This is a genomic window from Alcanivorax limicola (assembly GCF_019931215.1).
Classification (GTDB): domain Bacteria; phylum Pseudomonadota; class Gammaproteobacteria; order Pseudomonadales; family Alcanivoracaceae; genus Isoalcanivorax; species Isoalcanivorax limicola.
Window position 1 is genome coordinate 837,955 of the sequence record NZ_JAIOUB010000001.1, and the last position, 26,420, is coordinate 864,374.

At 62.4% G+C, this 26,420-nt stretch carries 23 protein-coding genes and 1 other RNA gene; 6 read left to right on the forward strand and 18 right to left on the reverse strand.

Annotation, left to right across the window (positions count from 1 at the left end):
• Positions 1 to 112: 112 nt before the first annotated feature.
• The 5 genes from K8B33_RS03675 to rnd form a co-directional block, all read right to left on the reverse strand.
• Positions 113 to 568 (reverse strand): HIT family protein, encoded by a 456-nt coding sequence (locus K8B33_RS03675; protein WP_223423426.1) that lies wholly within the window; start codon positions 566 to 568, stop codon positions 113 to 115.
• Positions 565 to 891, reverse strand: coding sequence for a hypothetical protein (locus tag K8B33_RS03680; RefSeq protein ID WP_223423428.1), 327 nt, complete (start codon positions 889 to 891; stop codon positions 565 to 567). Before K8B33_RS03680 ends, K8B33_RS03675 begins: the two co-directional genes overlap by 4 nt.
• A 93-nt stretch (positions 892 to 984) precedes the next feature.
• A complete protein-coding gene (locus K8B33_RS03685) occupies positions 985 to 1,434 on the reverse strand; it encodes a YcgN family cysteine cluster protein (protein WP_223423430.1) in 450 nt (149 codons plus the stop codon).
• Positions 1,431 to 1,727: a YcgL domain-containing protein gene (locus K8B33_RS03690; RefSeq protein ID WP_223423432.1), complete on the reverse strand. Its 297-nt coding sequence runs from the start codon at positions 1,725 to 1,727 to the stop codon at positions 1,431 to 1,433. The genes K8B33_RS03685 and K8B33_RS03690 overlap by 4 nt, the downstream gene beginning before the upstream one ends.
• Positions 1,724 to 2,842, reverse strand: coding sequence for a ribonuclease D (gene rnd, locus K8B33_RS03695; RefSeq protein ID WP_223423435.1), 1,119 nt, complete (start codon positions 2,840 to 2,842; stop codon positions 1,724 to 1,726). The genes K8B33_RS03690 and rnd overlap by 4 nt, the downstream gene beginning before the upstream one ends.
• A gap of 191 nt (positions 2,843 to 3,033) precedes the next feature.
• Between rnd and K8B33_RS03700 the strand changes: the two genes are divergently transcribed.
• Positions 3,034 to 4,107 (forward strand): SMP-30/gluconolactonase/LRE family protein, encoded by a 1,074-nt coding sequence (locus K8B33_RS03700; RefSeq protein WP_223423437.1) that lies wholly within the window; start codon positions 3,034 to 3,036, stop codon positions 4,105 to 4,107.
• 70 nt (positions 4,108 to 4,177) lie between these two features.
• Positions 4,178 to 4,930 (forward strand): 2,3-diphosphoglycerate-dependent phosphoglycerate mutase, encoded by a 753-nt coding sequence (gene gpmA, locus K8B33_RS03705; protein ID WP_223423439.1) that lies wholly within the window; start codon positions 4,178 to 4,180, stop codon positions 4,928 to 4,930.
• A 145-nt stretch (positions 4,931 to 5,075) separates the two neighbouring features.
• On the opposite strand, the gene K8B33_RS03710 is transcribed toward gpmA, so the two are convergent.
• From K8B33_RS03710 to K8B33_RS03735, 6 genes are read right to left on the reverse strand one after another with little or no spacing between them, the layout of a single operon-like run.
• The gene (locus tag K8B33_RS03710; RefSeq protein WP_223423442.1) at positions 5,076 to 8,312 is read right to left on the reverse strand and encodes an efflux RND transporter permease subunit; all 3,237 of its coding nucleotides are present in this window, start codon (positions 8,310 to 8,312) and stop codon (positions 5,076 to 5,078) included.
• Positions 8,313 to 8,320: 8 nt separating this feature from the next.
• Positions 8,321 to 9,580 carry an efflux RND transporter periplasmic adaptor subunit gene (locus tag K8B33_RS03715; RefSeq protein ID WP_223423445.1) on the reverse strand — a complete coding sequence of 420 codons (1,260 nt, stop codon included), beginning with the start codon at positions 9,578 to 9,580 and terminating at the stop codon, positions 8,321 to 8,323.
• Entirely contained in the window at positions 9,577 to 10,626 is a 1,050-nt protein-coding gene (locus tag K8B33_RS03720; protein ID WP_223423447.1) for a hypothetical protein, read from the reverse strand. Before K8B33_RS03720 ends, K8B33_RS03715 begins: the two co-directional genes overlap by 4 nt.
• Positions 10,627 to 10,634: 8 nt before the next feature.
• Complete coding sequence (locus K8B33_RS03725; protein WP_223423450.1) at positions 10,635 to 11,711, reverse strand: GNAT family N-acetyltransferase; 1,077 nt, start codon at positions 11,709 to 11,711, stop codon at positions 10,635 to 10,637.
• Entirely contained in the window at positions 11,699 to 13,387 is a 1,689-nt protein-coding gene (locus tag K8B33_RS03730; protein WP_223423452.1) for a GH3 family domain-containing protein, read from the reverse strand. Before K8B33_RS03730 ends, K8B33_RS03725 begins: the two co-directional genes overlap by 13 nt.
• The gene (locus tag K8B33_RS03735) at positions 13,384 to 14,223 is read right to left on the reverse strand and encodes a hypothetical protein (RefSeq protein ID WP_223423455.1); all 840 of its coding nucleotides are present in this window, start codon (positions 14,221 to 14,223) and stop codon (positions 13,384 to 13,386) included. The genes K8B33_RS03730 and K8B33_RS03735 overlap by 4 nt, the downstream gene beginning before the upstream one ends.
• Before the next feature lie 357 nt (positions 14,224 to 14,580).
• Between K8B33_RS03735 and K8B33_RS03740 the strand changes: the two genes are divergently transcribed.
• Positions 14,581 to 15,480 (forward strand): AraC family transcriptional regulator, encoded by a 900-nt coding sequence (locus K8B33_RS03740; RefSeq protein ID WP_223423458.1) that lies wholly within the window; start codon positions 14,581 to 14,583, stop codon positions 15,478 to 15,480.
• A gap of 274 nt (positions 15,481 to 15,754) precedes the next feature.
• Positions 15,755 to 16,714 (forward strand): esterase/lipase family protein, encoded by a 960-nt coding sequence (locus K8B33_RS03745; protein WP_223423460.1) that lies wholly within the window; start codon positions 15,755 to 15,757, stop codon positions 16,712 to 16,714.
• 68 nt (positions 16,715 to 16,782) lie between these two features.
• Here the strand turns inward: K8B33_RS03745 and K8B33_RS03750 are convergent, their stop codons facing one another.
• A complete protein-coding gene (locus K8B33_RS03750) occupies positions 16,783 to 17,856 on the reverse strand; it encodes a lipase secretion chaperone (protein ID WP_223423463.1) in 1,074 nt (357 codons plus the stop codon).
• 308 nt (positions 17,857 to 18,164) lie between these two features.
• Between K8B33_RS03750 and K8B33_RS03755 the strand changes: the two genes are divergently transcribed.
• Together K8B33_RS03755 and K8B33_RS03760 are read left to right on the forward strand one after the other, a co-directional pair.
• Complete coding sequence (locus K8B33_RS03755; RefSeq protein ID WP_223423465.1) at positions 18,165 to 19,127, forward strand: esterase/lipase family protein; 963 nt, start codon at positions 18,165 to 18,167, stop codon at positions 19,125 to 19,127.
• A gap of 239 nt (positions 19,128 to 19,366) precedes the next feature.
• Positions 19,367 to 20,374, forward strand: a complete 1,008-nt coding sequence (locus K8B33_RS03760) for a putative solute-binding protein (protein WP_223423467.1) — start codon at positions 19,367 to 19,369, stop codon at positions 20,372 to 20,374.
• A 63-nt stretch (positions 20,375 to 20,437) separates the two neighbouring features.
• Here K8B33_RS03760 and K8B33_RS03765 read toward each other — a convergent pair whose 3' ends face one another.
• From K8B33_RS03765 to K8B33_RS03790, 6 genes are all read right to left on the reverse strand, one after another.
• On the reverse strand, positions 20,438 to 21,586 hold the full coding sequence (locus K8B33_RS03765; RefSeq protein ID WP_223423469.1) for an acyl-CoA dehydrogenase family protein: 1,149 nt from the start codon (positions 21,584 to 21,586) through the stop codon (positions 20,438 to 20,440).
• Between the two features lie 92 nt (positions 21,587 to 21,678).
• Positions 21,679 to 22,281 carry a recombination mediator RecR gene (gene recR / locus K8B33_RS03770; protein ID WP_223423472.1) on the reverse strand — a complete coding sequence of 201 codons (603 nt, stop codon included), beginning with the start codon at positions 22,279 to 22,281 and terminating at the stop codon, positions 21,679 to 21,681.
• Between the two features lie 25 nt (positions 22,282 to 22,306).
• Complete coding sequence (locus tag K8B33_RS03775; RefSeq protein WP_223423475.1) at positions 22,307 to 22,627, reverse strand: YbaB/EbfC family nucleoid-associated protein; 321 nt, start codon at positions 22,625 to 22,627, stop codon at positions 22,307 to 22,309.
• Between the two features lie 23 nt (positions 22,628 to 22,650).
• Complete coding sequence (gene dnaX, locus K8B33_RS03780; protein ID WP_223423478.1) at positions 22,651 to 24,555, reverse strand: DNA polymerase III subunit gamma/tau; 1,905 nt, start codon at positions 24,553 to 24,555, stop codon at positions 22,651 to 22,653.
• A 138-nt stretch (positions 24,556 to 24,693) separates the two neighbouring features.
• An RNA gene (ffs, locus tag K8B33_RS03785) (signal recognition particle sRNA small type) lies at positions 24,694 to 24,790 on the reverse strand.
• Positions 24,791 to 24,902: 112 nt separating this feature from the next.
• Entirely contained in the window at positions 24,903 to 26,393 is a 1,491-nt protein-coding gene (locus K8B33_RS03790) for a putative bifunctional diguanylate cyclase/phosphodiesterase (protein ID WP_223423480.1), read from the reverse strand.
• Between the last annotated feature and the right edge of the window lie 27 nt (positions 26,394 to 26,420).

A 26,420-nucleotide genomic window follows, 5' to 3' on the forward strand; every position in this document is an offset into this window, starting at 1 on the left:
GGGGGGGGGGGGCGGTGCGAGGGCCACCCCACACCCTAGGGGGGGGGGCGTAGGGTGTGCTGAGCGCAGCGAAGCGCACCGATCCGGACGATCAAAGCCCTGCCACCCCCACTCACCCCTCAGGCGGCACGAACCGCTCGCGCAGTAGCCCCGCCAACCGATCGAGCCGATCGCGGCGGGCCGCCAGGCCGAAGATATTCATCATGCGGGTGGCCCAACCGAACATCATCGCCAGGGTATCGCCGCCGCGCCGGGGAATAACGTGCAGATGTACATGGGGAACGTGCTGGTTGGCGGCCTTGCCGTCGTTGATCACCAGATTGTGGCCCTTGATCGTCATGCCTGCCGATTTCTGCGCGGCAATGGTCGCCTGAGCCAGGCGCATCATGTGCGCGGCAACGCCCGCATCCAGCTCCTCGACGAACGCCACGTGCTGTCGCGGAATCACCAGCGCATGCCCTTCCCGGACCGGGAACAGATCGAGAATCACCAGGGCGAAGTCGTCTTCGTAAATCACGCTCGCCGGCGCGCTGCCGGCAAGAATGTCGCAGAAGATGCAGTCGCTCATGAGAAGCGCCGACGCACAGCGACGAATGCCGCAGCCAACACAAGAGCCAGCACACAGGCGGCCAGCAAGGGCCCACCGGCGCGCATGGGTTCGGCATCCGCCTGTATCAGGCTGTCGAACAACATGATGACCCAGGCCGGAGCCAGACTTTCCGTTTCACTGGACACCAGCCAGGGCGTAAACAGCAGCGCGATCAGCAACGCCCGCAACGGCGCCTTGAGCCACAAACGCCAGGTGGCGGTGAGCCACCAGATAACAGCCAGTATGACCAGCGCAGCGCCGGAATAGGCCAGCCAGGCCATCATGTACCCATCCTGTGACACGATACGTCTCTCCTGCTTGTGAGCACCATCACGCGTGCTGCAAATGATATCCGTTACCGATGATATCCGTCATTGATGATATCAGAGTGCCACTCAGTTAACCCAATGCACCACATGGTCCTCATAATCGTCTTCGGCAATGCCTTCCTCGCTGATCACCTGATCACGCACCGAGACACCCGCCCGATGGACAGACTCCGGGTCACCGCTGATCAGCGGGTGCCAACTGGCCAATGTCTCACCGTGCGCCAGGCGCCGGTAGGCGCAGGTGGCCGGCAGCCAGTCGTAGGCGGCCACCGTCGGGGTCACCTGCAGACAACCCGGCACACGGGTCGCACGGTCGGCATAATGCCGACAGCGACAGGCCTGAATATCCAGCTCACGACAGGCCAGGCGGGTGTAATACATTTCATCGGTGTCTTCGTCCTGGAGCTTCAACAGGCAGCACCGGCCACAGCCGTCACACAGAGCTTCCCATTCCTGCGGGTTCAGTTCCGCCAGCGGGTAACGCTCCCAGAAACGCTCGCGCAGCGTGTCAGTCATGCTGCCCCCGGGCCGCGCTTGTGCCCGGCGGCCAGATACAGGTCTTCATCCGGTGGTGGCGGCATCTGCAGGAACCAGCCCTGATCCAGCAGCGCCTCGCGCACTTTTTCGGCATCCACGCGCGCCAGCCGGCGGCCCGGCTTGAGCAGCATGTCAGAGACATGGCGCGGCGTGCCAAAACGCGTCATCAATGCGTCCGGCACCACCTTGAGCCCCTGCTGCTTGTTCACGAACAGGTACATGCCATCCTGTCGGCTACTGCGATAGATGGAACAGAACAGGTGCTGCGTCACGACAACATCTCCAGCAGCGGGCGGGCAATGGGCTCATGCCGCCAGCCGGTCAGGGGTTCCGGCACACTGCCGGGTTCGCGCACCATGGCCTCGAGCCAGCGGCGGCGCATCAATATTTCAGGCTCCAGCCCCATGTCCTTGCCGATCTCTGCCACCCGGGCACGCAGCCGTTTGATCAACTGTCGTTGCGCCGGATCGGGCGGCCCCGGCAGCGCTGCCGGCGGCGTCTGTTGCTCGCCCTCACGCAGCAGTGCCAGCAGGGTATCGCCATCACGGCGCACCAGCGAGGGATGCAGATCCAGCCCGGCCAATTGCTCGCGGGTGGTCGGCCCGGCTTGAGCCAAGGCTAATAATGCCGGGTCACGCACAACGAAGCCCCGGGGCAGATCCCGCTCCCGCGCCATCGCATCGCGCCACTGTGCCAGTGTCACCAGGCGCGCCAGCGCCACACCTTCCAGATTGCCGGCGCCCTTGACCTGGCGCCAGCTCAGCGCCGGGTCCACGTCCGCCACCGCGTTGCGCAACAGGCGGTCGCACTCTTCCTCCCACCAGCCCAGACGCCCCAATGCTGTGAGCCGCTCAGTGAGAATCTGCGTCATCTGCGGCAACCACACCACATCGTCACGGGCATAGGACAGCTGGCTTTCGCTCAGGGGGCGACGCAGCCAGTCGGTGCGCGTAGCGTCCTTGGCCAGCTCGGTGCCGGTCAGTTCGCGCACCAGGCGCTGATAACTGCACTGTAAATCAAAGCCAGTGAGCGCCGCCGCGATCTGGGTGTCGCGGATGCGCGCCGGTGTCTCGCCGGTGAACACTTTCAACGCCTCGATATCTTCCGAGCAGGCGTGCATCACCAGGGTGCGCTGCGCCAGCAGTTCGCGCAGCGCGCCGGGGTCATCCAGCGCTGGCGTGTCGATCAACCAGATGTGTTCGCCGCCCTGGTCGGCCATCCCGGCTGGCGCAGCCTCGGGGGCCGTATTGACCTGCACCAGCGCCAGCTGCGGCCAGAAGGTGCGCTCACGCATGAATTCCGTGTCCAGGTACAGGGGCTGATCAGCGGGTAATCGGGCAGCGAGATCCGCCAACGGCGGGTTTTGGTCGATCCAGCGATAGCTCATGCTGTTCCTTGTATTCGGATTGGGGGGCATTATACGGGCCCGGCGGGGTGAGCTGCGAGCCTTGCCGTAGCGGGCTGATTGGCGGCCATTGCCATGCCCTGCTGCATACCCGCCACCGACCTGTCGCGGGCGAGCAAAAGCCCTATACTCGGGACTGTCCCAGGAACAGACATAAAAACAGGAGAGACGGTGTGCGCGCACTGAAGATACTGATTGTCATCGCAGTAGCCCTGCTGATCAGCGGCTTGTTGCTGACCCGACCCGGTCCGGTGGATGCCGTGGGCTGGACGCCGCCCACGCCGCCGGAAGACACCGGCATACTCGCCGAAAACACCGATCTGCGGCAGGCCACGTTGCTGGCTCTGGGCGCGGTGTCCGGCCCGGAAGACATTGCCATCGACACTGAAGGCAATCTGTACAGCGGCACCGCCGACGGCCGCATTGTGCGCATCAGCCCGGACGCGCGGGTGGAGACACTGACCCATACCGGCGGCCGGCCGCTGGGCATGGATTTCGACGCCGGTGGCAGGCTGGTGGTCGCCGATGCTGACCTCGGTCTGATCCGGGTCGATATGGGTGGCGAGATCGAGGTGCTCACCAGCAGTGTCGACGGCACGCCGATTCTGTTCGCGGATGACGTGGCTGTGGCCGCCGACGGCACCATTTACTTCAGCGATGCCTCGACCCGCTTCGGTCTGGCGGATTACCAGCTTGATCTGATCGAGGGCCGCGCCAACGGGCGCTTGCTGGCATTTGATCCGGACAGCGGCGAAACCCGGGTGCTGCTGGACGGCCTGTACTTTGCCAATGGCGTCACACTGTCTGCGGAGCAGGATTATCTGCTGGTTACCGAGACGGCCCGTTATCAGATTACCCGCTACTGGCTCAGCGGTGAGCGCGCCGGGCAGCATGATATTTTCGCCAGCAATCTGCCGGGCTTCCCCGACAATATTTCTACACGTCCCGACGGCAGCGGTTACTGGGTGGCCATCCCCAGCCGCCGCAATCCGCAGCTGGACAGCATCAGCCACTCCCCGCGCCTGCGTAACCTGACGGCGCGCTTGCCGTCCTGGATGCAGCCTGCCCCGGAGCATTACGGCATGGTGCTGCTGCTGGACCGGGACGGCGAGATCCGCATGGCGCCCCGGGACCCCGACGGTGAGATGCTCTATGAAATCACGTCGGCCACCGAGCATGCGGGCATGCTGTATCTGGGCTCGCTGGGCAGCGACCGTATCGGTCAATGGGCGATCCCGGTGGACTAGGGACTGACACCAGGACACGCTTCCTGCTACCCTTACGCCCCCGAAAATTGACCCACCACAGGGATTCACGATGACCACAAAACTCGTGCTGGTTCGCCATGGCCAGAGCACCTGGAACAAGGACAACCGTTTCACCGGCTGGAAGGATGTCGACCTGACCGACCAGGGGCGCGCCGAAGCCGCCCGGGCGGCAGAGCTGCTGCAGGAAGCCGGTTTTGAATTTGATGTGGCCTACACATCGGTGCTGAAACGAGCCATCCGTACCCTGTGGACCATCCTTGATGGCATGGACCAGATGTGGATTCCGGTAATCCGTAACTGGCGCCTCAATGAACGGCATTACGGCGCACTGCAAGGCCTGAACAAGGCCGAGACGGCACAGAAATACGGTGACGAACAGGTGCTGATCTGGCGCCGCAGCTACGACACACCGCCACCGAAAATGGACCGCGACGACGAACGCTACGCGGGCCGCCAGCGGGTCTACCAGGACCTGACGGAAGCGCAGATTCCGTTGAGCGAAAGCCTGAAAGACACGGTGGATCGCTTCGTGCCTTACTTCGATGCTGAAATCGCACCGCAGATTCGTGCTGGCAAGCAAGTGCTGATCGTGGCCCACGGCAACAGCCTGCGGGCGCTGGTAAAGCACCTGGACAATGTCTCGGAAGAAGAGATTCTGAAGCTCAATATCCCTACCGGTATTCCGCTGGTATATGAGCTGGATGATGACCTGAAGCCGATTCGCAGTGGTTACCTGGGCGATGCCGATGCGGCGGAAAAAGCGGCAGCGGCGGTGGCGAATCAGGGGAAAGGCGAGCATTGAGGTTTTAAAAAAGCGCGGAGCGAGACCGAGAGAGACGGTGCGCTTCGCCGTGCTCAGCACACCCTACGCGACCCCGTAGCACCCGTAGGGTGTGCTGAGCACGGCGAAGCGCACCGTTCCGCACAAGCAGCCCCCACCCGGCCCCCTAAGACGCGCCCTCCCCCCCAAACCGATCATCCCGCCCCGCATCCCACGCCGCCTGAAGCACCGGATCGCTATGCGGGTTACGCACCCAACCTGCGGCCTCTCTGCCCTGCCGATAGGCCGCCTCCACATCGCGCACCGGCTCGCCGCGATGCTGGCCCCACCATTGACGGATATCCGCGCCCGCGCACATCAGCACCGGCACCAACACCAGACTGACCAGCGTCGCAAACAACACCCCGAAGGCCAGTGACACCGCCATGGGCACCAGGAAGGCGGCCTCGGCACGCCCTTCCAGCAACAGCGGGCCCACGCCGAGAAACGTCGTCACGGTGGTCAGCATGATCGGCCGGAAGCGCGCCGCGCCAGCGGACACGACGGCCTCGTGCAACGGCACTTGCTCGCGGCGCAAACGGTTCACCTCATCAATCAGCACCAGGTTGTCATTGACCACCACCCCGCTCACGGCAATCACACCGATGATCGACCACAGCGTCATGTCCAGCCCCAGCAGCAGATGCCCCGCCACGGCGCCGACCAGGCCGAAGGGAATCACACTCATGACCAACAAGGGTTGCGACCAGGTGCCGAACAGCACGGTGAGCACAAAGAACATGGCGATCAGCGCCAGGGTGTAGGTATAGCCCAGATGATCCATGAAGGCGTTGATGGCTTTGGGCTTGCCCGCGATGCCCCAGGAGGCGCCCGGGTACGCCTCGGAAAGCGCATCGAGCATACTGCTGCGCAACGTGGCCATGACCGCACCGGGAGAGCTGACCCGGTTATCAACGAAGGCGGTGAGCGTCGCATTGCGGCGGCGATCGTACCGGCCGTAAGTCGCCGGGGCATCGCGGGCGGTCAGGGTCGCCATCACTGACAGGGGCGCCCAGTCGCCACCGGGCAACTGCACCGGCATTTGCGCCAGGCGCCAGAGGGAGTCGGTGTCCTGAATCGCCAGCCGCAGCATGACCGGCACCTCCGTGTCCTGCTCGGGCATGCGGTCCACTTCGATGCCGTGTATCGCTTCGCGTATCTGCCGGCCGAGGGTCTCCTCGGTCAGACCGGCATGGCGGGCCGCCGGCGTCAGTGCGATATCCACCTGGCTGCGGCGCGCGTTGAGGCTGTTGGTCACCTCATGGACGCCGCTCAGGCGGCGCAGTGTATCCGCCAGTGCCGCAGCCATGTCATCCAGCACGGCGGTATCTTCGTGATACAGATTGATATGCACATCCGGTCGGGTCTGCACCATGTTGGCATCAAAACGTGTCGACAACGCATCAGCAATGGCACCGTGCTGGCCGCGCCACAGCGCTGACACGGTGCTGGCATCCAGCGGGCTGCCCTCAGCAAGACGCAGGCTGACACGCATCCGTTGCGCCGCATCCGGATCAGCCGCGTTGGAAATTTTTTCGCGAAAACCCTGTTCGGCCAGACGGCGATCAATCACTCGTGTCCCCCACTCGGCTTCCAGTGAGCGCGACAACTGCGCCGCCGAGGCTTCCAGGCGCGCCAGCTCTTCTTCGATACGCGACACGGGCGTGCCCTGGGGAAATACGACTTCCGCCAGCACATGGTCGGCCTCGACCTCGGAGAACAGCACCGTATTAACCCAGCCGTTGTGCAGCAACGCGGCGGTGATCGCCATCATGCCGACGAAAGCCGTCACCACCGGATAACGCCAGCGCAGCAGATGCGCCATCGCAGGACGATAGACCCGGCCGAGCACGCCATCCAGGAACCGGTTGAAGCGTTCGCTGAGACGATCCGAGGCCGCCACCAGACGCCCCGGGCGGTCGGGAATGCTGGCCAGATGTGCCGGCAGTATCCACAGGGATTCCAGCAACGACAGCACCAGAATGCTGATCGCCACAATCGGCACCACGCGCATCAAGGCGCCTTCTGCGCCGGGCAAGAACAACAACGGCGAAAAGGCCAGCGCCGTCGTCAGCACCGCGTAGCAGACCGGGCGCGCTACGGCGCGTGCGCCGCGCAGGGCCGCTTCCTGTCCGCGATACCCCAGGCGCCGCTGATGATGCACGCTTTCGCCCACGATGATGGCGTCGTCCACAACGATGCCCAGCACCAGAATGAAGGCAAACAATGAAATGGTATTGAAGGATTCGCCCAGCACCGGCATCACGATACAGGCGCCAATCATCGCCACAGGAATGCCCAGGGCGATCCAGCGCGCCAGCCCCAGCCCCAGGGCAAAGGTCAGTATCAACGCCAGCACCGAGAGCGCCACCAACGCATTGCGCCAGAGCATCTCAGAGCGGGTGCGGAACGCCTCCGCATCGTCCTGCCACAGCGTCACGGCGACGCCCGGCGGCCAGGCACGCCCCACCCGATACGCCTCGATGGCGTCCGCCACTTCGAGTACCTGCTGGCGCCCGACACGGTAGACATCCAGCGCCACCGCAGGCTGGCCATCCAGCCAGGCACGCATGGGCTGGCGGGCAAATCCGTCGCCGGCTCGCGCCACATCGCCGAGCCGCAGCACATCACCGTGCCCGCTCTGTCGCAACGGCATGGCCAGATAATCCGCCACGGTATCCGGCCGCTGCCCGGTTTCCAGCAACAGGTCGCCCTGATCACTGTGCAGCACGCCGCCAGCCACCGAGTCCGTGCCGCTGCTTAATGCCATGGCCATATCCGCCAGTGACATGCCATGCCGACGCAAATCGGCAGCCCGCACATCCAGTGCCAGCTCACGGTCCGGCAGGCTCTCGATATCCACCACCGAAATTGCCTCGCTGGCGAGCAGATCAGCACGCACCTGTCGCGCCAGCCGGTACAGGCCCATGGCATCCAGATCACCGGTCAGCACCAGACGCGCCACACGGTTACGCACGATCAGTTCCTGCACGCGCGGGCGGCTGGCATTGGCCGGCAGGCGGGTCATGCCATCCAGCGCTGTGCGCACCTGCTCCAGGACTATCCGGGTCTGGTAGCCCTGCTCGATATCCACGGTAATCGAGCACAGCCCTTCCCGCGCTTCGGTAACCATCTGCGACAGGCCTTCAATGCCATACAGGGCATTTTCCAGCGGCATGCAGACCAGTGCTTCAACCCGTTCCGGCGCAGCCTGGGCAAAAGTGACGGTGATACCCAGCCGATCCAGCGGCACGTTCGGCAGGGTCTCCTGACGGGTCTTGCCCATGGCCAGCACACCGGCCACCAGCAAGACCAGCATCAGCAGATTGGCCACGGCGGGCCGCGCGACGAACCACCCGATCATTCCCCCGTTCACTGGCGGGGCTCTTCATCAGGGCCGTCATCAGGACCGCCAGAAGGACCGTCCGCGCGGGCGCGCTCTGCGTGCAGGCGGCTGCCGAAAGGACGCGCCTCTACCCGGGTACCCTCAAGCCAGCGCTGGCTGCCACTCAGGGCGATACGGTCGCCTTCGGCAAGCACCCCATCCGCGTACTCGCCCGCAGCACGGGACGCCACCCAGACATGCTCTGCATTCTGATATACCGGCGTCACGGCGATGCGGCGCAGCCGTTCGTCCTCGTCCACGCGCCAGACATGCTGGTTGCCCGAGAGCACCGAGGCGGGCAGCCGCAACAGGTCTGGCCCGCCGCGCCCCTGAATAGTGGCATCCACCAGCATGCCCGGCTCCAGCGGCACTGCACCGGCCAGGGCGTCGTCCACCCGGGCCACCAGATAGATCATGCGGTTTTCACTGAGGCCACCCTCGCGCCGCACAATACGGCCCGGCCACTGATGCGTCTGGCCGCCAAAACGGCCCCGCAACACCACCGCCGGCGCCACCTCACCGATGTCGCCAGTCAGTGGCATATCAATCAATGCCAGCGCGTCGTCGCGCACCGGCAAACGCACCTCCATGCGGTCCGTGGTGTAGAGCGTCGCCACGCGCTCGCCCGCGTTGACATACTGGCCGGGCTGCACCAACACCTCTTTCAGACGCCCGGCAAACGGCGCCGTGATACGTGTCTCCTCCAGTTCGCGCTGGGCACTGCGCAAACCGGCTTCTGCGGCGGCGAGACGGCCGCGCGCCTCCTCCATATGCGGCACCAGGCGTGCATAGTCCGACGCCTGATCACTGTTGGTACGCCGCGCCACCTGTGCCCGCGCGCTGGTTTCTGCCAGGTGCAACCGGGCAGCACTGGTGTCGTGGCGTTGCCGGGCAAGCGCCAGCTGGTAAGGCTCCGGGTCCAGTGTCAGCAATAGCGCAGACTCGGCCACCACACCGCCGTCACGGAAGCTGTCATGCGCCTCCAGCACCGTGCCGCTGACCCGCGCTACCAGCGCCACCTGTTGTGCCGGGCGCACCACGCCGCTGGCACTGATCGGCAGGCGCATCCCGCGGCCGTCTCCGGCACGCACCAGCGTGATGACATCCACCGCCACAGCGCGCTCCCGGGGCGCCTGTACTTCTGATGCAACCGGGCGCTGATACAGCAGCCACAACACCACGGCCAGGACCACGCCAATGCCGATCAACAACAGGGAAGATTTACGACCATCGCTCACCGGGCTCATCGCACAGACTCCGCGACACCAGGCTCCAGGACACCAGAGTCCGGGACCACTGTGCCGCCCGAGGGCGCCAGCAAGGACAACAACTCGTCACGCCAGCGCGCCATACAGGCATCGCGCTCGGCGTCACTGCGACCCAGCACCGGATCCAGACGCAGGCTCATGATCAACTCGCCATTACACACCAGCACGCCGTTGGCGACCGGATGGTTCGGACTGCCAGGGCCGCAGGGTGCGATGCGTGTGCCAGGCGGTAACCTGCTGCCCTGGAAATCCAGCTGCCACTCGCCCAGGCTACTGAACGAACCCAGATGGCCCGGGCGCGTCAGGATGTTGCGGTACAGACGATTGATCAGCGGCTGCCCCAGCCAGCAGGCATAGCGCGCCTGATGCCACATCCACCAGTGATCGGCGCGCCGCAAACGCTGACGCAGCGTGCGCTGTATCTGCTCGGGTGTAACATCTCGACGCAGGGGCAGATAAAAGCCGCCCACATGGTTCCGCTCATCGTCACCCAGATTCAGGGCGCCGCGCAGATTGACCGGGTACAACCAGCGGCCCCCCTCGCCTTCCGCCAGTTCACTCATGACCATGCGATGCAGGGCCCAGAACACCAGCGTCGCCAGAGACACACCCCGTTCCTGCGCATGCACGGTCAGTGCGAGGGTCTGCGCGGTCGTAAACAGCGCGCTGGATACGGCGGGGGGCAACCGGTCACCGTCGTCACCCGCTTGCGCCCCGGTGACGGTTGGCGCGCGCCACCGGGGTAACAAGACGGGCTCTGTGGGCTGGCGCTGGCGCTGGCGAAGCAGGCGGAAAAAACCCGGAATGACCGTCTCTCGAGGCGCCGGGCTGTTGATGACTTTTATGCCGAACTCGCGACACAGGCGCTGCATGGCGCCAATGCCATCCACCTCCTGGTGAGAGACGGTATACCAGCGCGCCACGTTGTCCGGCGCGGCCTCCGGTTCGATACAGGCGATGCATATCCGGTTACTGACGCCCTGGGATGTACGGGCACGGAACCACGGTACGGCAACATCGGGCATGGATTGGCTCACAGGCGGGCGATCTCCACGTAAGGCAAGCGGCAATCCAGTTCCGCTGCAGGATTGTCTTCATAACTGATGAGAAAATGCTGGCTGCGCAGGGTCTGGCGCCGATAACCCTGCACGGCATCTGCCAGCGGATCGTCGCTGAACATGCCAACGCTGACGGCACCACGCTGCTCCGCCAGGATCTGCTGCAGCAGTGCATCCAGAATGGCCGGATCATCGTTCTCGATCAGCATGGTGTGCAGCAGCAGATAATCCAGCGTGCCACCGGCGGGCGGCAACGTAAGGCCGCCGCGCACGCGGCTGTGCAGGTTGTAGGCATGGCGCAACCAGGACAGCCCCATGGGGTAGGCCAGCACGCGCGTCTGCTTGAAGGGTTTCTGATTCCAGGTGCCGGCCATGCCCACCAGTTGCTGCCCTCGCCAGGCAAGGAAAAAGTCGCTGAGTTGCAGGCCGCGATAATACGGGTCACCACTCAACAGACTGTCCAGGCGGTATACCGGAAAGAAATGACGGCGCGGGCCCTGCTCACGCAGCCACTCGCGCATCTGCGGCAAATCGCCTTCGGTGGCACGGGTGATGCGATGCCCTGCCCGCCGCCGTGGCGGTGCAAACAGCATGTGGGTGCCAATCTCGCCGTGGGGATAATAATGCGGCATCCCGGCACGGCCGCTGCCTACCGTCTGCAATGACACGGTGTTGTCGCTGAGGATAACGGTATGCAGCCACTCGCCCGGGTAAATCTGCTGACGCGCCTGGCGGAACAGCTGTATCAGCAGACGTGATCCACGCACCTCCGGCGCCAGTCGCAGATCATGGGCGTAGCGCAAGCGCACCGGCGTGCCGTTAACATAGACCTCACGGCTGCCCATATTGAACAGCGCCAGGGCTTCATGCTGGCTGTCACGATCACAGGCGATCCAGACATCCTGCTCGCCGCAAGCCACCGCGCTGCCATGAAAATAACTGGGCTCCCGTTCGAAATTCAGCGGCACCATGCCCGGCTGGAACGTCGCGCGCAGCAATGCGCGAATAGCCGGATCATCCTCCGCCGTGGCGGGACGAATCAGACAACGCATGCGCCACCGGCCTCGCTACTGTTACTGTTTTTTTCTGTCGCGAGTTCGCGTAACACGCCCGGCAATGTACCTGGCCAGTGTCGCAATGATTCGATCTTGATATTGCCCTCGATCATCCCCTGCTGCCGGCACATATCCAGATAGAACTCACGCATATCCTGACGACACACCACCCGCGCCGGGCACAGCTGGCCCAGGCTGCGGGCAAGCCGGTAATGAAACTGTTCGGACAGTTCGGCTTCCAGCGCCCGGGCAATAGTGTCCAGCAACGATGACGGCACCGCGCCGATACCGGATTCCAGCAACAGGATGTAGCCCGGCTGCCCGGCATCGCTGCTGTGGCGTGCGGCCAGCAGGGTCACCGGCTTCAGCGCGCCGCCCAATGGCAACCCATCGACTACGGTCTGGGCGAAGACAGCCCCGATTTTTTCACCCACCAGATCGGTGCCATCATTACGCCCCAGAAACGTGAAACAGGGCACGCTGTTGATATGGCCGGAGACGCGCATCCGGTCATTCATGCGATAACGCAGCAGCCCCGCACCGGTGGAAATCAGCGGTTGTACTTCCTGCCCTTCCTGCAGAGACCAGGGCGGCAGAATCTCGCCGCTGTCCATATCCTCGAACTCGTAAACATGACTCTGGTACGCCAACGGCGTCTTCCCCTGCCAGGGAATGGTGACGACGCCCTCGGTGGCCCAGAGCCCCTTGCCCTGAAAATCCGCATGGGGCAGCAACGCTTGCAGCGATTGCGCCCAGGGTGCAGAGGCTGCGGTATCCCAGGCGCTGACCAGTGCCAGGCCAGGCCAGAGCGTGGCAAACAGGCCGGGCGCCATGCGGCCGTCCCACGTTTTCAGAATGTCGGCGGCGCGCGGTGAGCGCGGACAGGGCAGCGCCTGCAGGTTGGTCTGACGTCGGCCCCAGTCGCCCCGCTGCAACACGGCCACCAGCTCATCACGCCACTCTGTCATGCGTTCAAACAACGTGAGCAGAAAGCTCGGGCTCCACACGGACAGCACGGCCAGACTGCTGTCTGCCAACAGATATACCAGCGTGGCGAACTGCGCATCGTCGGAACGCGGCGCCAGCGAAACGGATTCGGGCACGGACTGCGTCAACGACGCCAGCAACCGACGCCCGAATGACAGCAGCTTCATATCGTCATTGATGTGAGCGTTCGCACGGGTCCGCATCTCGTCGGGCAACCAGGACACCGACCAGTAATGAGACCCCCGGCGCATCCGCGGGTAAGTGCGATACAGGTCATACAACCAGGGGCCGATGGCGCCGTTGAGCTGCTTGAGGAAAAGATCGGTATAAGGCAGCCACTTGATCTCTGACGTCGAACCGCTGGTGGGCTGGTAACGCATCACCGGCGAGCCAACCAGTGCCCCCTCCATAAAGCTGCGCTGACGTTCGATGGGTTGGCGCCAGTAGGGATAATCCGTCGGCGGCAGTGCCTCACTGAAGGCTTCCCAGGACCAGAAGGGGTCCACGTCAGGCAGGACCGGATCGCGCTTCGCCTGGGCCACATGGTTCAGCAACTCGGCCAGCTTGCGCCGCTGGACAGCCTCGAGTGCGTGACTGTCGTTGGCAAAGCGCCGCCCGGAACCGGCAACGACCGTGCGCAACAGGCCATGCCCGACGCGATGTGCAACACGCTGCGCGCGGGTCATGATGTGCCCTGCCCCGATGCCGCCTCGCTGGCACCGTTGATCACCTCTTCGGAGGTCTTCTCAATGGCATTGTTGATGACCGGCTTGCCGCGCATGCGCTTGCCGAAAAAGCGAAATACATAGCGCAGCAGGTCCACATACCCCGCCTGGCCGATACAGGGCAACTCGGTGCCCTCGCGCCAGGTCGGATTGCGGGTCTGGAAGAAATCAATCTTCGGATACCCCTCACGCATATCCGCCGTGATATCCGCCACATCATCACGCAGCTTCTGATAGCTGTCGCCGAAATCCAGCAAGTGACGCTCGCCGTCATAGGCGCCGGGGAACAGGGTGTCGCAGTACTGCCGTACCAATGGCTCGTAATGACCGTAGTCACCGTCTGGATGGGGGTGGTAACGGAAGAAGTTGTTGGCCAGCAGCAGATAAGTCTTATAACCCTTGGAGATCAACAACCAGAATAACGGCGTAAAGGGGTGCAGCACGCGTTCTCGCAACATGAACAGGAAAAACTGCTTTTGCAACGCACGTGATCCCCAGTATTCCTTTTCGATAATGGTGTCGCCGCTGAACACACCGCGTACCGTCTTGCCGCCATTATCAAGTCGCAAGCTGGCAACCGTTGAGAAGCCGACGATACGTCTGCTGTCCCGGCAGCGAATCAGAAACAAACCTGTTTTCTTGCTCATATCCGCAAGAAAAACCTCCAGCGAGGTATTGGCATAGTACTTTCTGAAAATGCCGTACATCTGCTGGATGTCCACCGGCGTGACTTTTGCCAATGGGCGATAATGCGCAGTGACCTGACGTTCGGTGACGAGTTTATTGTTTGAATTCATCTTGTAGCCTGCCTTGATTCTGAAGCCTTCAAAGGGACAGCCACCTTAGGAGAAGGACGTGCCACAACAGAAGGACAGTGACCGCCAGTTTGTTGTCTATTCGTGACAGCCCTAAGGCGTAGTTCTTATTGTCTGAAGGCGCCGTTATGTGTACAAATATTCACTAAATTTTTGGGCGGATACGCTTTGCATCATTTTTTGTGATAGACGTCACACGTCTTATAAAAGCAATAATAAAAGGGAAATAGCAGGATGAAATTCAATACATCACTGTTAGCAGAGGCGCCGTTAGTACCCGTTGTGTACGCGCGTATACTTACGAGACTGGCGTACCAAAATGCGGATTCGCGCGCCCGGATGCTGGCAGAATGCCAGCTGGAGGAGGCGACGCTGGACAACCCGGAAGCCTACATTTCTGTACGTCAGTACTTCCGTTTGCTGGACCTCTCACAGCAACATACGCAACAGGAGACGCTGGGCCTGCGTTACGGGCTGGAGCTGGATCTGTCTGCTCATGGTCTGCAGGCCTTCTCCCTGCTCAACGTACAGAATCCCGGGCATCTGACCTGCAAATCGATACAGTTCCTCAATGCCCGCAGTCCATTGATGGGGTTGAATATCAGCAGCCATGGGCCTTACGCCATCATCTCTCTGGAAGATATCTGGCCACTGGGACGCTCGCGCCAATTCATCATTGATACCTATCTCGGCAGCATGTGCCGCATCGCCTCATCCATGACACGTTGCCATCAGGTGCACATGCAACAGCGCGCACCACACCTGCAGAGCACCTTTGAGCAGCTGCTCGGGTGCGAGGTGCATTTCGGAGAAAAGCACAATGCGTTGATGGTGGCCCGTCCCCAGAGTACGCGCTCGATGCAGCTGCCGAGTCACCTGCCCGCAAAGCGCCAGGCCAGCAGCACGGCGGGCATGCAGATTGTCACGCGCATACGCCGGCATATCGAGCAGTCTCCCGGCCGCAATTGCACCCTGGATCGCATCGCAGAAAGCCTGGGCAGCACCGGCCGCACCATAAGCCGGCATCTTCGCGATGCCGGCATTCAGTTCAGCGATCTGCGCAATGAAGTGCGCGCACGACTGGCCCGACAGTATCTCGCCGAAGGGCGACTCAGCATTGCCGACATTGCGGAAAAGCTGGGCTACAGCGATCAGGCCAGCTTCACCAAGGCATTCCGGGCCTGGACAGGCACATCGCCGGGCCGTGCTCGCCGCCTCGCAGAGACTGAAAGCCCATAAGTCGTCTCCAGAGTACGGCACTCCTCAAAAGTAATTCAAAAAGCAATTCAAAAAGTAATGAAAAGTGATATCACGGCGATATCACTTTTTATTTTTTTGTCCTGGACGTCATATTTTTTTGTTTAGAAAAGACCCACCCACCTTTTACTACGAATCATATTTTTCAGAATATGCGGAATTTAACCGACTCCCGTTTTATCCCTGTATCTCTAGCATGGTGAATGCTTCAACCGACAACCCCGACGATACAATACGGATAACAAGGAACAGGACAATGACATTACACAGAAGACTCATCACAGCATCGTTGTTGTGCGTGATGGCCCTCAGCAGCATCAACGCGCAAGCAAGCAGCTTCTGGGAACGCCTTTTCGGCCTGGATACCTATACCCAGACACAACATCCCATTGTGCTATTGCACGGCATGTTCGGTTTTGATGACGTGCTCGGCGTGGACTATTTCTACAAGGTCGCCGAAGAGCTCTCTCGCAGCGGCGCAGAGGTCTATACGCTGCAAGTGTCCGCACTGAACAGCACGGAAGTGCGTGGCGAGCAGGCCGCGCGTCAGATAGAGGATATTATTGCCGCGTCAGGCGCCACACAGGTCAATATCATCGGCCATAGCCATGGCGGTCCCACCGCGCGCTATGTGGCGTCGGTGTACCCGCAGATGGTGGCTTCTGTCAGCAGTGTGGCGGGCGTCAACTGGGGCACCCCGGTCGCCGACCTCTACATCGAATCGGTGCAGGACACCGACGCGGGGCCCTTTGTCAAAGCCATCGGCGAAGCCTTCGCCACCATGATCAGCTGGGCCAGCGGTGGTAGCGGGCTGCCTCAGGATCTGGATGCCAGCATTCACGACCTGAGCACGGATGGCTCCCTCGCCTTCAATGCACTCTACCCCGAAGGTATGCCCACAGAATATTGCGGCCAGGGCCAGGAAGTCGGCAGCAACGGGGTACGCTACTACTCCTGGAGCGGCACCGGCATCTATACCAATGCCCTCGATCCGTTCGACTATCTGGTACTCGCCACCAGCAGCGCGTTCGATGAGCCCAATGACGGGCTGGTCGCTGCCTGTTCCTCCCATCTCGGACGGGTACTGCGCACCGACTACAACCAGAACCACTTCGATGAGGTCAATCAGTCACTGGGGCTGACAGCCTGGTTTGGCACTGACCCTCTCACGGTGTATCGCCAGCAGGCCAACCGCCTCAAGAATGCCGGGCTGTAACGGATCGGTGCGGTAAATACGGTTGCCCCGCCGTCCAGGCGGGGCGACACAGGCGCGGCAACAAAACGTTATTGCCCAGAACGATCCAGCGCCTGCACCCGGCGCAGCTCTGTCTCGTCAAATAGTGCCTGCCTCAACCTGTCAATTTCACGCGCCCGATCTGCCTCGGACAAGCCGCTCGTGGCAATCTCTGCGTGCTGGGCACGATAGGCACTGTAACGCTGGTCCCATTCCGCGCGTTGACGATCAAGTTCTTCCAGCCGTTGTGCTGCGGCTGGCCCGAGATTCTGCTCCCGGTAGGCACGTATCTCATGCTCCGAGGCACCCTGCTCGCGCAGCATGGCCACCTCCTGGCTGACCGACACCGGCAGGTTGGCGCGCTCACGCACGGCCCTGAGGGGCTCGGGCAGGCTGGCCTCCAGGTCCGCCAGACGCTGCGCCCGCTCGGCATCGGACAGAGCCGGGTCCTGGGCAACGCGCATGCGAGCCAGGGTGTGATGATCATAGGCATCGTCAAAGCCAAAGAACGCCTCGGCCACCTCCTGCCCCAACCATTCCTGCCGCAAATCCTGCTGGCGCAGGAGCACCTCTGTCATACCAGCAACGGTCGCGTCATGGCCGGGCATCTGTTCCGTCGCCTCGCCATAGGCCTCGTACCGCTCAAACAATTCCCAGGCCTGGCGCGCCGCCGCCGGGGGCAACGTGTCGTCAAGGTACGCGGCAATCCGGGAGCGGATGGTCTGCAGATCCTCTTCGCCCAGCGTCGCCAGGAAGTAATCAAACACGCGGCGGACATCGTTCTCGATCAACAGGTTGCCCCGGGCATCCACACGCAGCGTGCCATCCACCTCGGTCCCATCCAGCGATGCCGGCAGTGCCCCCAGGCCGTCTGCGGCGGCCAGATATTGCTCAAAACGTTGATCGCTCCCCACCATGTCGCGACGCTGGAGAGCGTTGTTACCCGCATCCTGATCCGCTGTTACCGGTACCGTTACTTTTTCACCCGCGCCGCCTTGCACAGCGACTGACAGTGCCGTGTTATCTGGTGCTGCTTTGTCAGCACTATTCCAAAAAGTAACAATTGCCACCCCGGCCAGCACCGCCACAGCGATTGCCGGCCACCCGAAATACCTTTTTCTCACGCGAATTCTCCTTTGTCGTCACCGCTCGACATAACCTGCATGACGCTATTCCTGTTTTTATAGCGCATCTGATTTTATCTACACTCGTGAATTAAACCTTCCGTCGGAAAGAAGGCGTAGAAGCGGCGTTTCATGTCACAAAAGGACAAACACCGGTTGTCTTCACGCACTCACTATTGCTATCAAATCCACGGCGTTGCGCGCTACAACGATAAACAAAAGCCACGCCAGACAACAAGCATCGGTCCGGTCAGTCACTGCGACACGGTGCATGAATAACAGAAAAAAAGCGTTACAGGGAGAAAAGCATGTCTGGACTGAATCGCAGCACTCGCGCTGCAAGATCGCGTACCTTGATCGCCACCACACTGCTGCTGGCAGTGATGAGTGTACTGATCCCCTTCAAAGCCACGGCCAGTTACACGCAAACGCAACATCCGATCGTTCTCGTACACGGGCTGTTCGGTTTCGACAGCGTTGTCGGCGTGGACTACTTCTACCGCATTCCCGAGGAGCTGCGTCGTAGCGGAGCCCGGGTCTATGTCGCCCAGGTGTCTGCCGCCAACAGCACGGAAGTGCGCGGTGAACAGCTGGCACGTCAGGTCGAGGACATTCTGGCTGCTACCGGCGCCAGCAAGGTCAACCTGATGGGCCACAGCCACGGTGGCCCGACCATCCGCTATGTCGCATCCGTCTATCCGCACATGGTGGCGTCCGCTTCTTCGGTGGCGGGTGTCAACTGGGGGGCGCCCATGGCCGACGTCCTGCAGGGCGTGTCCGACCATATCCCGTTGAGCAGCAGCGTCATCGCCGGGCTGGGCAACAGCTTTGCCGGGCTCATCAATCTGATTTCCGGCGGCGGCCAGCAGCAGGACATCAACGCCGCACTGCGCTCCCTTACCACAGCAGAAACCCTGCGTTTCAATAATGATCATCCCGAAGGCATGCCCACCAGCTACTGCGGCAATGGCGCCGCGGTAGGTCCCAACGGGGTACGCTACTACTCCTGGAGTGGCGGCCGCACGCTCACCAACATGCTCGACGTCTCGGACCCGTTCCTGGCGGCGCTGTCAGTGGTCTTCCTCGGGGAAAAGAACGATGGCCTGGTCAGCAGCTGTTCCAGCCGCCTGGGGCATGTGATCCGCGACGATTACCGCATGAATCACCTGGATGAAGTGAACCATATGCTGGGCCTGCGGCATATCTTCGAAACCAGCCCGGTCACCGTGTTCCGCCAGCAAGCCAATCGCCTGCGTAACGCCGGCCTTTAAACCGCACTACACGGCCACTGGGCTCCGCCGGGAGCACCAGTGGCCCCCTCTGCAGTCGAACCCTCTCCCTCTGCACCCTGACCGTATGTGCCTCCGGCGCCATCAGTTGCTGTCACTTCAGCACTCGCCCGTGTGAACGCAAGGGGCTATGCTCGAAGCGTGCTATACATCCCCGATGCCGGAACGCCTCGACGCTACGACTCGTCCGGACATCGCGATCCAACAACAAGGACTTTGTAATGAACAAGCTGCTCTCTGCCCTGACCGGGTTGGCGCTGGCTGTTACCGGTGTGACCGCCGGGGCGAGCGACACCATCACCCGCAAGATTTGTGTCTTCGATATTGCCGGCAACTCCGGACCGATCATGCAGGCCATGCGCGACTGGCGCACGGATGCCCTCACCTGGGGATTGCGTGTCGAACTGATCCCCTACACCAACGAGGCCATCGTGGCTGAGGACCTCCAGGCCGGTGTCTGCGACGCGGGCCTGATGACCGGTATGCGGGCACGCAACTTCAACCGCTATGCCGGCACCCTGGATTCCGTCGGTGGCATTCCCGACTTCGAGCATCTGCGCATGGTCATGCAGGTGATGGCACACCCCAGCACCGCCGGGCACCTGACCGCCAACAGCTATACCATCATGGGCATGGCGCCTGCGGGCCCGGCCTATGTGTTCGTCAACGACCGCGAGATCAACACCCTGGCCAAGGCGGCGGGCAAGCGCGTCGCGGTGCTTGAGTACGATCCCACCCAGGCACAGATGGTATCGCAAATGGGCGCCACGCCGGTGTTGTCGGACCTGAGCAATTTTTCCAACCGCTTCAACAATGGCGTGGTGGATGTGATTGCCGCACCGCTGGCGACCTACACGGCGCTGGAGCTGTATCGGGGTCTGAGCCCCAACGGCGGCATTGTGGACTTCCCGCTGGCACAGATCAGCTTGCAGCTGGTGGCCCGCAGCGATCGTATGCCACAGGAAATCGCTCAGAAGTCACGGGAATATTTCTTTGATAACTTCGACGATATTCTTGCCGTACTGAACGCTGAAGCCAGCGCCGTGGACAAGAAATGGTTTATCGACATCCCGGAAGCGGACCAGCGCGAGTATGAAGAAATGATGCAGGAAGCGCGCATTCAGTTGCGCGATGACGGCCACTACAGCCCGGAAATGCTGACACTGCAACGCCGTGTCCGCTGTCGCTTTGATAACTCCCGTGGGGAGTGTACCAATCCGGTAGAATAAGCCTGGCAGAGTAAAGATGACACGCTACGGGAGCAGGCACGTTGCCTGCTCCCGTAGTGGTTTTTACAGCCCCAGCTGTTTGGCAATCACTTCGTTCATGATCTCGTAGGTGCCGCCACCAATCGCCAGAATGCGGTTATCACGGTACAAGCGCTCGACCTTGCTCTCGCGCATGAAGCCCATACCACCAAACAACTGCACTGCATCGTAGGTCACCCGATCCGACACATTGGTCGCGAAGTTTTTCGCCATCGATATTTCCTTGATGACGTTTTCCCCGGCCTGAATGCGTGCACCGATCCGATAGGTGAACTCGCGGCTGACTTCCACATCGGTCGCCATCTGCGCCAGCTTGTGGCGGGTCACCTGGAAGCCGCTGAGCGTACGACCGAATGCCTTGCGCTCCTTCGCCCAGGCGATGGCCTCTTCCAGCGCCAGCTGCGCCGTCATGTTGGCCATCACGCACAACATCAGCCGTTCCATCTGGAAATTGGTCATGATGCAGAAGAAGCCACCGTTCTCCGGGCCGATCAGATTCTCCACCGGAACGCGGCAGTCCTCGAAAAACAGTTCGGCGGTGTCACTCGCCCACCAACCCATCTTTTTCAGTTTGCGGCCCACGGTGAAACCCGGGGTGCCTTTCTCGATCAGCAGCAGGCTGACGCCACCGAACCCCGGCTCGCCGGTGCGCACCGCCACGGTGTAGTAATCCGCACGCACGCCGGAGGTGATGAAGGTCTTGCTGCCATTGACCACATAGTGGTCGCCATCGCGCACGGCGCGGGTACGCAGGTTGGCCACGTCAGAACCACCACCGGGCTCAGTGATGGCCAGCGCCGCGATCTTGTTGCCCGCCAACACTTCTGGCACAACGCGGGATTTCAGTGCCTCACTGCCCCACTTCCAGACCGGCGGCAGGCCGATGTCATGGGAGCCCAGGCTGGCCACCAGGCCGCCGGAGGTGCTGCGCATCAGTTCTTCAGAGGCGGCAATCTTCATGAAGACATCGTGCTCACCGGCGCCGCCATAGGCCTCCGGGTGGCCGATGCCCAGCAAGCCGGCTTCTGCGGCCTTGCTGTAAAGCTCGCGCGGGAATTCCCCGGCCTCTTCCCACTCGTCGACAAACGGCAGTATTTCGCGCTCGACGAAGCGGCGCATGGACTCACGCACCATGCGGTGGGTGTCGTTGAAGTACTCAAGATCAGCGTTCATGGAGGTCTCCGTTGGAATGCGGAGAACGTACCAAGCAAGCGCTTGGTACGCAAGGACAGGATATGACAGGCACTACAGGAAGTGGCAGGCGATCAGCGTTCCAGGGGTCTCCTGCCGCGCAGGGCGTGCGCCAGGGTAGCACCATCCACGAACTCGAGATCACCGCCCATGGGCACGCCCTGGGCGATACGGCTGATGGTGATCGATGTTCCCGCGATCATCTCCAGAATGTAGTGCGCGGTGGCTTCACCCTCCACCGTGGTGCCGGTCGCCAGGATGATCTCGCTGATCTCACCGGCCTGAATCTGCTGCTCGAGCAGGTCCAGACCGATCTGGCGCGGGCCGATGCCGTCAATGGGCGACAGGTGCCCCATCAGCACAAAATAGCGCCCCCGGTACTCCCCCGAGTGCTCAATGGCGAGCACGTCCGCTGGCGAGGCCACCACACACACCAGCGCCTGGTCGCGCCGGTCATCGGCACACACCGGGCACAGCACGTCTTCCGCGAAGTTGCGGCAGCGCTGGCACTGGCTGACGCCCTGCATGGCCGCCTCCAGCGCCTCGGAGAGCTGCAGACCGCCCTCGCGATTACGCTCCAGCAGGCTGTAGGCCATGCGCTGGGCGGAGCGCTGCCCCACCCCGGGCAGGCAGGTGAAGGCGGTAATCAGATTCTGCACCAGCGGGCTGTGTCTCATGGCAACCGGGTTTCCAAAAGGCGATTCAGAACAGTTTGAAGCCGGGGGGCATCGGCATCCCGGCAGTCAGACCTGACATCTTTTCCTGTTGCTGGGCCTCGACCCGGCGCACCGCGTCGTTGACGGCAGCGGCCAGCAGATCTTCCAGCATTTCCTTGTCTTCGCTCATCAGCGAGGGATCGATCTCCACACTGCGCACGTCGTGGCGGCCATTCATGGTCACCTTGACCATGCCCGCGCCCGCTTCGCCGGTGACTTCGGCTTTCGCCACTTCGTCCTGCATCTTCTTCATGCGCTCTTGCATGGCCTGCGCCTGCTGCATGAGGTTGTTCATATCGAAATCCATGGGGTTCTCCTGATGGGGATGGATTATTCCTGCACCGCCGGGGGCTCAATGGAGGAATCCTCCAACCGGGCACTGAAGGTGGTGATCAGCTGACACACCGTCGCATCGGTTGTCAGGGCCTGACGGGCCTCATCGAGTCGTTTCTGGTGACGCCGGGCGGCCAGCTCATCGGGCGTGTCGCTGGCGCCGTCATCCACCTGGATATCCAGTGTCACCGGGCGACCCAGATAGTCGCTGACACTGGCCTCCAGCGCCGCGATACGCTCACGGCTGGCCAGTACCTGATGCCCAGAGCGCAGCGCCATGTGCCAGCGATTGTCGGTCCGGCCGGTCAGGACGCAGTTGCGGGCCAGATTGCGGACCACGCCTTCCACGTCCAGACGCTCCACCAGCTGTGCCCACCAGGCTGCGGGGTCCTTGCTGCTGCGCGTCGCGGGCGACTGCGCCTCTAGCTGCGATGTTTCAGGCTGCGGTGTTTCAGGTTGTGGCGTCTCGGCTTGCGGCGCGTCGGCTTGCTGCGCAGGTGCGAGCTGCGTCTCGGGCTGCTGCGGCACCGCTTGCCCGGTGTCAGATTGGAGGGGCTCAGATTGCTGAACCCCGGATTGCAGCGCCTGCGGTGCAGGTTGAAGCGGCGCAGCTCGCGGCGGCGCAGGGGCGTCATCGGTCGCCCAGGGCGGGCCGTCGTCGGCCACGGCGGTCGCGGCGGGCGGCGCTGGAGGCGCCGTCACGCCTGCCGGTGCCAGCATGGCTTGCAGGTCGGTCGGGTTGGCGGCGCTGCCCTGAGCCGGCGCTGCGCTGCCTGGCGCCGGCTCAGAGGGCTTTTTTGCCGGTTGCGCTCCCGCGCCGTCGGCCAGCACGCCCTCCGGGCGGAACAACAGCATGCGCAGCAGCACCATTTCCAGGCCAGCACGCGCGTCTGGCACATCCGCCAGATCCCGGCGGCCGCGCACGGCGACATCGTAAAAGAGTTGCAGCTGCTCCGCCTGAAACTGCGCGGCCAACTCGCCTATGCCAGCATCCTGCTCACGAGCCGGCACGGCCTGGGCCACCGCCAGCCGGTGCAGAGTGCTGATGATTTCGTCCAGCAGCGACAGCTCGTCCGGGCTCTGTTCCGCCACGGTATCCAGGGCTTCCAGCACTGTCCGGGAAGCGCCATCTGCCAGCGCGCGCAGCAGCGTCATCACATGGGCGCGGTCCACATTGCCCAGCATCTGCCCGACGCTGACCTCGTTGAGCTGTTCGCCGCTGAAGGCGATAGCCTGGTCGGTCAGGCTGAGCGCGTCGCGCATGGAGCCCCGGGCAGCACGCCCGATCTGCAACAGCGCGGGTGCCTCGAAGGGAATCATCTCGCGCTCGAGCAGTGCCTGCAGGTGCGTGGCAATGCGCTCTGCGGGCAACGCCTTGAGATTGAATTGCAGACACCGGGACAGGATGGTCACCGGCAGCTTCTGCGGATCGGTCGTGGCGAGCAGGAATTTGACGTGGGGCGGCGGCTCTTCCAGGGTCTTGAGCAACGCATTGAAGCTGTGCGCCGAGAGCATGTGGACTTCGTCGATCAGGTAGACCTTGTAACGGCCCCGTGTCGGCGCGTACTGCACGTTGTCCAGCAGCTCGCGGGTATCTTCCACCTTGGTGCGGCTGGCCGCATCCACTTCAATCAGGTCAACAAAGCGGTTCTCGGCGATCTCGCGGCAACTGTCACAGACGCCGCAGGGCTGCGCGCTGACGCCCTGCTCGCAGTTCAGGCATTTGGCCAGAATCCGGGCAATCGTGGTCTTGCCGCAGCCGCGCGTGCCGCTGAACAGGTAGGCATGGTGCAGCCGGTCCTGATCCAGCGCGTGGGTCAGCGCCCGGGATACATGCTCCTGGCCGACCAGTTCGGCAAAGGTGCGGGGGCGATATTTACGGGCAAGTACCTGATACGTCATGACATGCTGCCGTGTCTGGAAGAGAAAGCTGAAGGAAGACAATGCTAGCGGACGGCTGTCATCACTGCCAGCGTCAAGGACCGTTTACCGGTGCATGCGCACGAAAGGACAGGAAAGGAGAAGCAGAAATGGAGGTGGCCCCGACAGCCACACCCCGGCACACGATGTCACTGCTACCGTTGCTCCCTTCCGGGCCTGGCGGGGTTCACAGCTGATCATTGCGGGGGGACCGACGGGGCCACCATTAAAACCTGTCGCCGACTACGGCCTTGCGACCCTGGGACAGGCGGGCGGCATTGTGGCGAATGGCGGCGCGTCTTGCAAGTCATTCGCGGCGTGTTACCCCCTCAGGCCGGGCGCTGCACCAGCACCTCGAGGAAGCTTGCCTCGGGCATGGGACGGGCGATGAAGTAACCCTGCACCTCGTCACAGCCGAGCGAATCCAGCAGGGTCAGCTGATCCAGCGTCTCCACACCCTCGGCCAGCACCCGCAGGCCCAGGTTACCCGCCAATTCGATGATGCTGGCCACCAGCACCCGGTCCAGCCGCTCGTTTTCCAGATTGCAGATAAAGGACCGGTCTATCTTCAGGGTGTCCACCGGCAGGCTGCGCAGGTGCGACAGGGACGAAAACCCGGTGCCAAAGTCATCCAGCGACAGGCCATAGCCCCGGGCGCGCAAACGCCCCAGCACATGCAGGGCGCCGACCATATCCCCCATGGCGGAGCTCTCGGTGACTTCAAACTCCAGTTGCGCCGCACTGAGATGATAGCGCTCCCGCAGCGCTTCAATGCGGTCCACGAGATGCGCATCCAGCAGCTGGCGAGCCGACAGGTTGATGGACAGCACCAGCGGATCGGCCTGAACGGGCCAGCGCGCCAGCGCCTGGCAAGCCTGCTCCATGACCCAGTAGCCCAGACGCAATATCTGACCGGTTTCCTCGGCGACGGGGATAAAGCTGGCGGGCGATATCTGTTCACCCTCGGCGGTGCGCCAACGCAACAACACTTCGGCACCCCGCAGCTGCCGGGTGGCCAGCTCCATGCGCGGCTGGAACACCAGCGACAACTCCTCGTCCGGATTCAACCGCCGCAAGCGCGAAGCAATATCTGCCGTATGATTCTGGGCCGTCAGCAAACGCGCATGGTAGCTGCAGACTTTGTTCTTGCCCGCCCGTTTGGCCTCACACATGGCCAGATCGGCACTGCGTATCAGACTTTCCACCTGCACTTCTGTCTGACTTTCCGGGCTGTCAGTGCCGCTTTGCATAGCACAGTCCTGTGGCCAACGCGCCAGCCCGATGCTGCTGCTGAGCATCAATTCCAGATCATTGAACACAACGGGCTGCCGCATGATGGCAAGCAGACGATCCGCCCAGGCGACTGTTCTGCCCTCGGCGAACGCCGGCAGCAGCAGGACAAATTCATCACCACTGTAGCGCGCTACCAGCGCCGACTCCCCCGCCATTTCCCGCAAACGCCGCGCCGTGACCTGAAGGGTCTGATCGCCCACCCGATGGCCCAGAGAATCGTTGATCAGTTTGAAGTCGTCCAGGTTGAGAAATACCAGCAAGGCGGTCTCATTGCGTTGCAGATACTGCACTGCCTGCCGCTCGAAACAGGCACGATTGGGCAAGCCGGTCAGGGCATCATGATCGGACAACACAGCAAGATTATGCGCGTCCTGGCGATGACGATCATGGTGGCGCTGCATCTGGTAACGGTGGTAGAGCAACAGCGCAGTGAGCGCCCCCAACAACAAGGGCAGCATCAATCCACTGATGCCATCAACCGGCATCATGGTGTCAATTAACGTATCAATGGTCGCTGCATCCGGCATTGTTTCTTCTTTTCCGGTGGCACTTCA